Raw genomic sequence first — 9773 nt, forward strand, 5'->3', positions numbered from 1 at the left:
TCAGGCAATCTTCTGCCCCTCTACGGAGAGTCACCCATGACCAGCACCGCCATCCACATGCCCGACCTGGCCGCCTTCGCCCAGCAGAAAGGCGAACACTGGATCGACACCCTCAACGACGGCAGCCCGGTACTGATCCGGCCGTTGCGGGCCGAGGACCGCGAGCGGGAAAGGGCCTTTATCGAGGACCTTTCGCCACTCACCCGGCACCATCGGTTTCTCGGGGAAGTGAAGGAAGTGGGCGACGCCCTGCTCGCCCAGTTGATGGACGTCGATGGCACCCGGCGCGTGGCCTATGTGGCCCTGGTGCATGACAATGGGGCGCTGCGGGAAATCGGCATCAGCCGCTACGCCATGATCGACACGGATCCCCACACCTGCGAATTCGCCGTCACCGTGGCCGACGACTGGCAGCCCAAGGGCCTGGGCGCCCTGCTTATGCAGCACCTGATCGCCCGGGCCCGGGACCTGGGGTTCAAGCAGATGTACTCCCTGGATTGCCCGGCCAACCACCGCATGCGCGAACTGGCCGTGACCCTTGGCTTCGCCCGGACCATCGACCCGGACGACGCGACCCAGGTCCGCTACAGCCTGGCGCTGTAGACCGGCCTCAGCGCGCCGCGCCGCCGCATTGCCCGCAGAACCGCGCACCGGCGGCCAGCGCACTGCCGCACTGGCCGCACGCGGCGGGCTGCAACGAAGTCCCGCACTGCTGGCAGAACCGCGCCTTGGGCGCATTGTTCACCCCGCAGTCCGGGCAAGGCTGGCCGGCCGCGGGTGGCGCGCCGCCACCGGAACGCTGCCCGTGCCCGCCGCCATGCCCGTTCCCGTGGCGCCCGCCCTGATAACCGCCATGCCCGCGACCATGATGACCGCCCAACAGACGTTCGAAAAAGCTCATGTCGATCACTCCTGGTTGAGATGATCGCCAGTAAAAAGCCTGAAGTAGCTACAGAGTCAACCCAGCGCTGACACCGGTTCATGGCGAACAACGACTAGGCTTTGGTTCATCGCCCACGAAGCGTCGGAGGTCATCATGCAACTCGAAGGTTCCTGCCACTGCGGCGCCGTCCACTTCAGCCTGACCAGCGCCCATCCCTACCCTTACCAACGCTGCTACTGCTCGATCTGTCGCAAGACCCAGGGCGGTGGCGGTTATGCGATCAACCTCGGGGGCGACGCCGCCAGCCTGAAGGTCCGTGGGCGCCAGCACATCACCGTCTACCACGCGCGGATCAAGGCCGACGGGGCCAAACGCGCCCGGCGCAGCAGCGCCGAACGGCACTTCTGCAGCCTCTGCGGCTCCGGATTGTGGCTGTTCAGCCCCGAGTGGCCGGAGTTGATCCATCCCTTCGCCTCGGCCATCGACACGCCCTTGCCGATCCCCCCGGAACACACCCACCTGATGCTCGACTCCCGGGCCTCCTGGGTCGAGATCGACTGGCATCCCCACGACCTGCAATTCGCCCACTACCCCGAGGAGTCAATCGCTCAATGGCATGAACGCCTCGACCTGCAACGCTGAGCGCGGGGCCATTCACAGTCTTTGACAGTTTTCCGACAAAGCTGCCAAAGATTGCCCGTGCCGCCCGCCCTAGCATGAGCGCTTCCATTTCTCCACGGGGGCCTCATGTCGGGCAGGTTCTGCAGTCTTCTCCTGGGCATGCTGCTCGGCAGTTTCAGCTGCCAGGGCACGCCGCCAGCCGCCATCGTGCCGCCCCCTGAAACTGCCCTGCGGGCCAAGGCCGAAGCGATCGCCCCCCTCCCCGCCACCGCTCCGGTGCGCAAGGCCGCGAGCCGCCCTCGCGACGGCCTTGGCAGTTCCTATGCGAGAAGTGGCGACCCTTCCCATACCCTGCTGAGTTTCTGATACCCATGAACCCTCTGAGCAAACCCAGAACCTGGTACCTGTCCCTGAGCTCACTGTGCCTGCTGGCACCCGGCGCCCAGGCCGAAGACTGGCACTACAGCCTGCAACTCGGCGCCGCCAGCATCCCGCGCTACAGCGGCAGCGACGAACGCACCCTGGCGCCTGTGCTGGGCGGCGCGATCAGCAGTCCCTACGGGGCCTTTCTCAACACGGAACAGGGCCTGGGCTGGCAGGGCGAATGGGGCAACCTGGCGTTCAGCACCTGGGTCGGCCCCAGCGAAACCCGCAAGGACCGCAAGACCGGCTACAAGGGCTCCGACCGCCTCAACGGCATGGGCTCGATCAAGTCCCGGGCCCAGGTGGGCGCCAACCTCAGCTACACCCTGGGCGCGGTGGTGATTGGCGCGACGGTGGAGCACGCATTCAAGAAGAACGACGACCCGGACACCGGCTCGGCCTACAACCGCCTGGAATTGAACATCGCCACCACACTCTACAAGGGCGACTACGGCAGCCTGGACGGCAGCCTCAACAGCCGCTTCGGCGACGGCGACTATATGCAGACCTGGTATGGCGTCAGCCGCCACCAGGCGGCCAACAGCCGCTTCAGCGCCTACCACGCCAAGGGCGGCATGCTCAGCCAGGGCGGCGACCTCACCTGGAGCCTGCCGCTCAATGCCAACACCAGCCTCTCCACCGTGCTGGCCGTGGATTACCTCGGCAAGGAAGCCGGTGACAGCCCGATCGTCGACAAGCGCCTGCAGACATCGCTGGCGGCGACCCTCGAATACAGCTTCTAAACGGTAGCGGCCGCTCCGACGTCATCGCGGGCAAGCCTCGCTCTTGCAGGAGCGAGGCTTGCCCGCGAAAAACGGCCGCGACACCGCGTTATTCGGGACGGGCCCAGGTCATGCGGAACGACGCCCCGCCCCACTGCGAATCCGTCACTTCGACCTGCCCACCATGGGACTGCGACACCCGCCGCACCAGCGCCAGGCCAAGGCCGAAACCGCCGGTGCGGCGGTCGCGGCTGGCATCCAGGCGCGAGAACGGTTCGAAGATCTTCTTGCGCCCCTCCACTGGCACCCCCGGGCCATCGTCGTTGACCTGGACTTCATAACCCTGCCCGACCTGCCTCAGGGACACCTCGACACGCCGCTCGGCGTATCGAATGGCATTGCGCAGCAGGTTGATCAGCGCCCGCGCCATGAACCGCGGCTCGATGCTGATGTGCTCGACCTCGCAGGCCTGGATCGCGATCTGCACCCCCGCCGCATCCGCCTCCAGGGCCACACTGCCGACCACGCTGTCCAGCCAGTTGCGGGCCTGGATGTCCTCGCGGTGGATCACCGTGGCGCCGCGCTCCAGGCTGGCATAGGTCAGCAGCTCGGACACCATCTCCTCCAGCTCGCCCAGGTCGGCGTACATGTCGGCGATCAGCTCGCGGTTCTGTTTCGGATCGGGTTGCTGGCGCAGCTGATCGAGCTCGAACGACAGCCGGGCGATGGGCGTGCGCAGCTCGTGGGACACCGCGTTGGTCAGCTCGCGCTGATTGGCGATCAGGCCTTCGATACGACTGGCCATGCGGTTGAAGTGTTCGGCCAGCTCGCGAATGTTCGAGCGCCGCGACAGGTGCAGGCGCGCGCTCAGGTCGTTGTCGCCGAAACGTTCGGCCGCCAGCCGCAGCCGCTCCAGGTCGCGCCAGTGTGGGCGCACCCAGAAAAACAGGACCAGCCCCACCATCGTACCGAGCGAGACATAAGCGGCGATGGTATAGAACCGGGTCAGCGAGGGCTCCTCGGGCAGCCTGATGCTCAGCAATTGCGGCCCCTGGTCGATGCTGGCGATGAACTGGGTGAAGTCTTCCCGTACCACCAGTTGGTTGGAGGCGAGCAGCGCCTGCTCACGGTCGCTCAAATCCAAGGCTCCAGCATCCAGCAGGAGCAACTGCAGGCCATAGTGCGGTTGCAGCGCCTGCAACTGCCGCTCGCGTTCGGCGCTGTCGAGCGGCCGCAGCTGCTCCACCAGGCTGTAGGCCGGCCCGCGCACCGCATCGCGGTTGTAGTCTTCCAGCGGGTCTTTGAGGATGGCCGTGAAAATGTGATCGACCGCGGTGATCGCCCCGGCAAACCCCATGGCCAGGACAACGTACAAGCCCAGGAACAGACGCAGCATCTACAGCTCCCAGGCGAACGGATTGAACAGGTAGCCCTTGCCCCAGATGGTCTTGATGCACACCGGCTCGCGAGGGTTGTCGTGGAGCTTGCCGCGCAGCTTGCTGATATAGACATCGACGCTGCGGTTGAGGCCGTCGAAGGCGATGCCGCGCATCCGGTTGAGGATGTCGTCGCGGGAGAGGATCTTGCCCGCCGAGCTCGCCAGCAGCCACAGCAGCTCGAATTCCATGGTGGTCAGTTCGATCAGCTCGCCGCCCAGGCGCACTTCCCGGCAACTGCGGTCGATGGCCAGGGTGCCGAACTCCAGCGCGCCGCGCACCACCGGCTCCGGCAACTGACGCCGCTGCAGGGCGCGCAGGCGGGCCAGCAACACCGGCGGCTTGATCGGTTTGATGACGTAATCGTCGGCGCCGGACTCCAGGCCCAGGATATGGTCCAGGTCGTCTTCCTTGGCGGTGAGGATGACGATGGGGGTGTCCGACACACTGCGGATTTCCCGACACACATGCAGCCCGCTCTGGCCCGGCAGCATCAGGTCGAGCACGACGATTTTCGGCTTGAATTCGAGAAAGGCCGCCAGCGCCACATCGCCGCGATGCACCGCCAGGACCTCGAAACCGTGTTGCGACAGGAAGTGGGCGATCAGCCCGGCGAGCTTCTCGTCGTCTTCCACCAGCAATACTTTGCCAAGTCCCGGGTTATCCATACACACCAGTCTGAGAACGCACAATTTGAGTGCGCGCATTATAGGCGGCATCGGATAAATCTGAGAGCCGGGCACAACGCAAAAACCGGCTCGAACGGCCGGTTTTCAGCGATGTTTCATACTTTTAAGAGTTTTTTACAATTTGCCTGTAGTTTTCGACAGACAGCCTCTCAATAGCCTTACGCAGCAGGCACGCCGCTGTGGAAGCGGAACTCCACGTCCGGCGACTCGATCAGCTCGCGCTCGGCGGCGCGCACTTTTTCGATCACCTGGGCGATGTCCTTGGCGTCGCCGTACTGATAGGCCAGCTTCAGGTAACCCTGGAAGTGCCGGGCCTCGCTTTTCAGCAAGCCGAAGTAGAACTTGCCCAGCTCTTCGTCCAGATGCGGCACCAGCGCCTCGAAACGCTCGCAACTGCGGGCCTCGATAAAGGCACCGACCACCAGGGTATCCACCAGCTTCACCGGCTCGTGGCTGCGCACCACCTTGCGCAGGCCCGAGGCATAGCGCCCGGCCGACAGCTGGCGCAGCTCGATCTTGCGCCGCTTCATCAGGCGCATGACCTGTTCGTGATGCACCAGCTCTTCCCGGGCCAGGCGCGACATCATGTTGATCAGGTCGATATGGGAGTGGTACTTGGCGATCAGGCTCAGGGCCGTGCTGGCCGCCTTGAACTCGCAGTTCTTGTGGTCGATCAGCAGGGTTTCCTGATCCGCCAGGGCCGCCCGGACCCAGGCATCCGGCGTGCGGCAGCCGAGGAAGTCGTGGATTTCCGGCAGGTTCATGGCTGCCCTCCCGCTACGGCGGCGGGTGCGCAAGACAGGACGCGGGCGACTACAGGGATCGATAACATGGGGCTCACGGCATAAAGGGTTCACGGCGAAGGGCGCCGATTATACCGGCCGCGCCGCAGACCACCAGCCGCGGCGCTTGATATGCATCAACATCCGCGCCGACGCGCAGCAACTATAGTTGTGCAACACAGCCTTCATCCCTCTCTGGAGATCCCGACCATGCAAGCCATCCGCAGCATCCTGGTGGTCATCGAGCCCGAGCATTCCGAAAGTCTGGCGCTCAAGCGCGCCAAGCTGATCGCCGGGGTGACCCAGGCCCATCTGCACCTGCTGGTGTGCGACAAGAAGCATGAGCATTCGGCCCTGCTGAGCGTGCTCAAGGCCAGCCTGCTGAGCGAAGGCTACAGCGTGACCACCGAGCAGGCCTGGAACGACAGCCTGCACGGCACCATCATCGACGTGCAGCAGGCCGAAGGCTGTGGCCTGGTGATCAAGCAGCACTTCGCCGACAACCCGCTGAAGAAAGCCCTGCTCACCCCCGCCGACTGGAAACTGTTGCGCTACTGCCCAAGCCCGGTGCTGCTGGTGAAGACCGCCAAGCCCTGGACCGGCGGAGTGATCCTGGCGGCCATCGACGTCGGCAACAGCGACGGCGAGCACCGCACCCTGCACGCCACCATCGTCGACCACGGCTTCGACATCGCCAGCCTGGCCAAGGCCCAACTGCATGTGATCAGCGCCCACCCGTCGCCGATGCTGTCGGCGTCCGACCCGGTGTTCCAGCTCAAGGAAACCATCGAGGCACGCTACCGCGATCAGTGCAAGGCGTTCCAGGCCGAGTTCGATATCGACGATAGCCACCTGCATATAGAAGAAGGCCCGGCGGACGTGCTGATCCCCCACACCGCCCATGAACTGGAAGCGGCGCTGACCATCATCGGCACCGTGGCGCGCACCGGGATCTCCGGCGCGCTGATCGGCAATACCGCGGAAGTGGTGCTCGATGCCCTGGAAAGCGACGTGCTGGTGCTCAAGCCGCAGGAGATCATGGACCACCTGGAAGAGGTGGCGGCCAAGCATTGATCGAATGATGAGTTGATAGACAGGACGCCATCGCGGGCAATCCTCGCTGTCTGTAGGAGCGAGGCTTGCCCGCGATGCTCTTAAGGCTCAGCCGCCCATGGCATCCTTGAGAAACCCCGGTGCGATATAGCGCTGGTAGTGAGCCTCCGACAGGAGGAAAAACTCCCGATCGATGGCATCGCGCAACTCCGGCAGCTCCCAGTCGCGGAACTCCGGCAGCAACACCATCCCATAGGCTTCCAGCTGGTTGATGACCCGCGCGCCCCGGGCGATCAACTGATAGGCCCAGCAATATTCCGACTGGTGCGGCACGAAGCGGATCTTGCGCTGCTCCAGCTGCTCGCGCAGGCGCCCTGGATCGAAGACTTCCAGCTTGGCGGCCATCACCTGCACCAGCAGTTGCTCCAGACGCAGCCACACCGCCTGCTTTTCTTCCTCGTTGTAGCCGTTCCAGTGGACCACTTCGTGATGGAAGCGCTTGCAGCCACGGCACACCAGGTCACCGTAGACAGTGGAGCAGAGGCCGACGCAGGGGGTCTTGATCGTCTGATTGGGCATAAATAGGCAATACATGGCAAAAGCGAAACAGGCCGGCATGTTAGCCCTTTGTCTAAGATTCATCACCCCTCAAACTTCAGGGTCGAACTTACCTTTAATTTTTTTTTGCCGTAGAATCAGCCAGCCTTTTTAGGCGCCAATGTCCGTCAAGAAGCTGTTTTCAAAGCGTCACGAGCACAGTCGTTCCTTCAGAGCGGTGTTGGCGATGGGTCTTTCCAGCGGGGAAAGCCCAGCGCCAACCCTCATCAGCTCCCGTTCTGCAGGCGTAAAACTTTGAAAGCAGCTTCTGTAAGGAATTGTCGGTAATTCTGGCCAAGCGACCCACAACGTCACGCGGCGCATGAGTACGACAATTTCGGGATGAGCGTCCCGGACACCCATTTGGGACCACTGATGAGGGTAATACTGTGCTTGAAGCCTACCGCAAACATATCGAAGAGCGTGCAGCACTGGGTATCGTTCCCCAGCCGCTAAACGCCGAACAAACTGCAGGCCTGGTCGAGCTGCTGAAGAATCCCCCCGCTGGCGAAGAAGCCTTCCTCGTTGACCTGATCACCAACCGCGTTCCACCAGGAGTCGACGAAGCCGCCTACGTCAAGGCCGGTTTCCTCTCCGCCATCGCCAAGGGCGAAGCCACTTCCCCACTGATCGACAAGAAACGCGCCGTCGAACTGCTGGGCACCATGCAGGGCGGCTACAACATCGCCACCATGGTCGAGCTGCTGGACAGCACCGAGCTGGCCGCAGTCGCCGCCGAACAGCTCAAGCACACCCTGCTGATGTTCGATGCCTTCCATGACGTTGCGGAAAAAGCCAAGGCGGGCAATGTCCACGCCAAGGGCGTGCTGGAATCCTGGGCCGCCGGCGAGTGGTTCACCAACAAGCCAGCCATCGCCGACAAGTACAGCCTGACCGTGTTCAAGGTCCCTGGCGAAACCAACACCGACGACCTGTCCCCTGCCCCGGACGCCTGGTCGCGCCCTGACATCCCGCTGCACGCCCTGGCCATGCTGAAAATGGCCCGCGACGGCATCGTCCCTGAGCAACAAGGCGCCATCGGCCCGCTCAAGCAGATCGAAGAAGTCAAGGCCAAGGGTTTCCCGGTGGCCTACGTCGGTGACGTGGTCGGTACCGGTTCTTCCCGTAAGTCCGCGACCAACTCGGTGCTGTGGTTCTTCGGCGACGACATCCCTTACGTGCCGAACAAGCGCGCCGGCGGCTTCTGCTTCGGCTCGAAAATCGCCCCGATCTTCTACAACACCATGGAAGACGCCGGCGCCCTGCCGATCGAGTTCGACGTCTCGAACCTGAACATGGGCGACGTGATCGACGTTTACCCGCACGCTGGCAAAGTCTGCAAGCACGGCAGCGACGACGTCATCACCACCTTCGAACTGAAGACTCCGGTGCTGCTCGACGAAGTCCGCGCTGGCGGCCGTATCCCGCTGATCGTCGGCCGTGGCCTGACCGAGAAAGCCCGTGCCGAGCTGGGCCTGGGCCCAACCGACCTGTTCAAGCTGCCTGAAGCGCCTGTCGACACCGGCAAGGGCTACACCCTGGCACAGAAGATGGTCGGCAAGGCCTGCGGCCTGGCCAAAGGCAAAGGCGTGCGCCCTGGCACCTACTGCGAACCGAAGATGACCACCGTCGGCTCCCAGGACACCACTGGCCCGATGACCCGTGACGAGCTGAAAGACCTGGCGTGCCTGGGCTTCTCCGCTGACCTGGTGATGCAGTCGTTCTGCCACACCGCGGCTTATCCGAAGCCGATCGACGTCACCACCCACCACACCCTGCCTGACTTCATCATGACCCGTGGCGGCGTTTCGCTGCGTCCGGGCGACGGCATCATCCACTCGTGGCTGAACCGCATGCTGCTGCCAGACACCGTGGGCACCGGTGGCGACTCCCACACCCGTTTCCCGATGGGCATCTCGTTCCCGGCCGGTTCCGGCCTGGTGGCCTTCGCCGCCGCCACTGGCGTCATGCCGCTGGACATGCCGGAATCGATCCTGGTCCGCTTCAAGGGCAAGCTGCAACCTGGCATCACCCTGCGTGACCTGGTTCATGCCATCCCTTACTACGCGATCCAGAAAGGCCTGCTGACCGTCGAGAAGAAAGGCAAGAAAAACGCCTTCTCCGGCCGCATCCTGGAAATCGAAGGCCTGGACGAGCTGACCGTTGAACAAGCGTTCGAACTGTCCGACGCCTCCGCCGAGCGTTCCGCCGCCGGTTGCACCATCAAGCTGCCGGAAAAGGCCATCGCCGAGTACCTGCAATCGAACATCACCCTGCTGCGCTGGATGATCGGCGAAGGCTACGGCGATGCTCGCACCATGGAGCGTCGTGCCCAGGCGATGGAAGCCTGGCTGGCCAACCCTGAGCTGATGGAAGCCGACAAGGACGCCGAGTACGCCGAAGTCATCGAGATCGACCTGGCCGACATCAAGGAGCCTGTGCTCTGCGCGCCGAACGACCCGGACGACGCTCGTCTGCTCTCCAGCGTGGCTGGCGAGAAGATCAACGAAGTGTTCATCGGTTCCTTATAGACGATTTTAAGGCTGCCGCCGTCCCGTTTGCCCAGC

The 9773-nt window shown here is 63.7% G+C and carries 10 protein-coding genes and 1 pseudogene; 6 read left to right on the forward strand and 5 right to left on the reverse strand.

Features of this window, described 5'->3' with window-relative positions:
• Positions 1-36: 36 nt before the first annotated feature.
• Positions 37-603 carry an N-acetyltransferase family protein gene (locus ACQKQA_RS01040; RefSeq protein ID WP_427552511.1) on the forward strand — a complete coding sequence of 189 codons (567 nt, stop codon included), beginning with the start codon at positions 37-39 and terminating at the stop codon, positions 601-603.
• A 7-nt stretch (positions 604-610) separates the two neighbouring features.
• Here the strand turns inward: ACQKQA_RS01040 and ACQKQA_RS01045 are convergent, their stop codons facing one another.
• Positions 611-901, reverse strand: coding sequence for a double zinc ribbon domain-containing protein (locus ACQKQA_RS01045; RefSeq protein WP_427552512.1), 291 nt, complete (start codon positions 899-901; stop codon positions 611-613).
• A 135-nt stretch (positions 902-1036) separates the two neighbouring features.
• On the opposite strand from ACQKQA_RS01045, the gene ACQKQA_RS01050 reads away from it, so the two are divergent.
• The 3 genes from ACQKQA_RS01050 to ACQKQA_RS01060 all read left to right on the forward strand — a co-directional run bounded on the left by ACQKQA_RS01050 (position 1037) and on the right by ACQKQA_RS01060 (position 2670).
• A complete protein-coding gene (locus ACQKQA_RS01050; protein WP_427552514.1) occupies positions 1037-1525 on the forward strand; it encodes a GFA family protein in 489 nt (162 codons plus the stop codon).
• 105 nt (positions 1526-1630) lie between these two features.
• Positions 1631-1870, forward strand: a complete 240-nt coding sequence (locus ACQKQA_RS01055) for a hypothetical protein (RefSeq protein ID WP_427552516.1) — start codon at positions 1631-1633, stop codon at positions 1868-1870.
• 5 nt (positions 1871-1875) lie between these two features.
• Positions 1876-2670: a MipA/OmpV family protein gene (locus ACQKQA_RS01060; RefSeq protein ID WP_427552518.1), complete on the forward strand. Its 795-nt coding sequence runs from the start codon at positions 1876-1878 to the stop codon at positions 2668-2670.
• 88 nt (positions 2671-2758) lie between these two features.
• On the opposite strand, the gene ACQKQA_RS01065 is transcribed toward ACQKQA_RS01060, so the two are convergent.
• The 3 genes from ACQKQA_RS01065 to ACQKQA_RS01075 all read right to left on the reverse strand — a co-directional run bounded on the left by ACQKQA_RS01065 (position 2759) and on the right by ACQKQA_RS01075 (position 5538).
• Positions 2759-4045 (reverse strand): ATP-binding protein, encoded by a 1287-nt coding sequence (locus tag ACQKQA_RS01065; RefSeq protein ID WP_427552520.1) that lies wholly within the window; start codon positions 4043-4045, stop codon positions 2759-2761.
• Entirely contained in the window at positions 4046-4753 is a 708-nt protein-coding gene (locus ACQKQA_RS01070) for a winged helix-turn-helix domain-containing protein (protein WP_427552521.1), read from the reverse strand.
• Positions 4754-4932: 179 nt separating this feature from the next.
• Positions 4933-5538 (reverse strand): tRNA-(ms[2]io[6]A)-hydroxylase, encoded by a 606-nt coding sequence (locus ACQKQA_RS01075; protein WP_427552523.1) that lies wholly within the window; start codon positions 5536-5538, stop codon positions 4933-4935.
• 228 nt (positions 5539-5766) lie between these two features.
• On the opposite strand from ACQKQA_RS01075, the gene ACQKQA_RS01080 reads away from it, so the two are divergent.
• Entirely contained in the window at positions 5767-6630 is an 864-nt protein-coding gene (locus tag ACQKQA_RS01080; protein ID WP_427552525.1) for a universal stress protein, read from the forward strand.
• Between the two features lie 87 nt (positions 6631-6717).
• On the opposite strand, the gene ACQKQA_RS01085 is transcribed toward ACQKQA_RS01080, so the two are convergent.
• Entirely contained in the window at positions 6718-7188 is a 471-nt protein-coding gene (locus ACQKQA_RS01085; protein ID WP_427552528.1) for a DUF1289 domain-containing protein, read from the reverse strand.
• Between the two features lie 407 nt (positions 7189-7595).
• Here ACQKQA_RS01085 and ACQKQA_RS01090 point away from each other — a divergent pair.
• Positions 7596-9731: pseudogene (locus ACQKQA_RS01090) on the forward strand (bifunctional aconitate hydratase 2/2-methylisocitrate dehydratase); the annotation flags it as partial.
• Between the last annotated feature and the right edge of the window lie 42 nt (positions 9732-9773).

Source organism: Pseudomonas sp. NPDC089530, from assembly GCF_050280705.1.
Taxonomy (GTDB): domain Bacteria; phylum Pseudomonadota; class Gammaproteobacteria; order Pseudomonadales; family Pseudomonadaceae; genus Aquipseudomonas.

What these genes read in the sequence shown, in the direction of transcription:
- ACQKQA_RS01040 (WP_427552511.1), top strand. Translation starts at nt 37, where the DNA reads ATGACCAGCACCGCCATCCACATGCCCGACCTGGCCGCCTTCGCCCAG.
- ACQKQA_RS01045 (WP_427552512.1), bottom strand. Translation starts at nt 901, where the DNA reads ATGAGCTTTTTCGAACGTCTGTTGGGCGGTCATCATGGTCGCGGGCAT.
- ACQKQA_RS01050 (WP_427552514.1), top strand. Translation starts at nt 1,037, where the DNA reads ATGCAACTCGAAGGTTCCTGCCACTGCGGCGCCGTCCACTTCAGCCTG.
- ACQKQA_RS01055 (WP_427552516.1), top strand. Translation starts at nt 1,631, where the DNA reads ATGTCGGGCAGGTTCTGCAGTCTTCTCCTGGGCATGCTGCTCGGCAGT.
- ACQKQA_RS01060 (WP_427552518.1), top strand. Translation starts at nt 1,876, where the DNA reads ATGAACCCTCTGAGCAAACCCAGAACCTGGTACCTGTCCCTGAGCTCA.
- ACQKQA_RS01065 (WP_427552520.1), bottom strand. Translation starts at nt 4,045, where the DNA reads ATGCTGCGTCTGTTCCTGGGCTTGTACGTTGTCCTGGCCATGGGGTTT.
- ACQKQA_RS01070 (WP_427552521.1), bottom strand. Translation starts at nt 4,753, where the DNA reads ATGGATAACCCGGGACTTGGCAAAGTATTGCTGGTGGAAGACGACGAG.
- ACQKQA_RS01075 (WP_427552523.1), bottom strand. Translation starts at nt 5,538, where the DNA reads ATGAACCTGCCGGAAATCCACGACTTCCTCGGCTGCCGCACGCCGGAT.
- ACQKQA_RS01080 (WP_427552525.1), top strand. Translation starts at nt 5,767, where the DNA reads ATGCAAGCCATCCGCAGCATCCTGGTGGTCATCGAGCCCGAGCATTCC.
- ACQKQA_RS01085 (WP_427552528.1), bottom strand. Translation starts at nt 7,188, where the DNA reads ATGCCCAATCAGACGATCAAGACCCCCTGCGTCGGCCTCTGCTCCACT.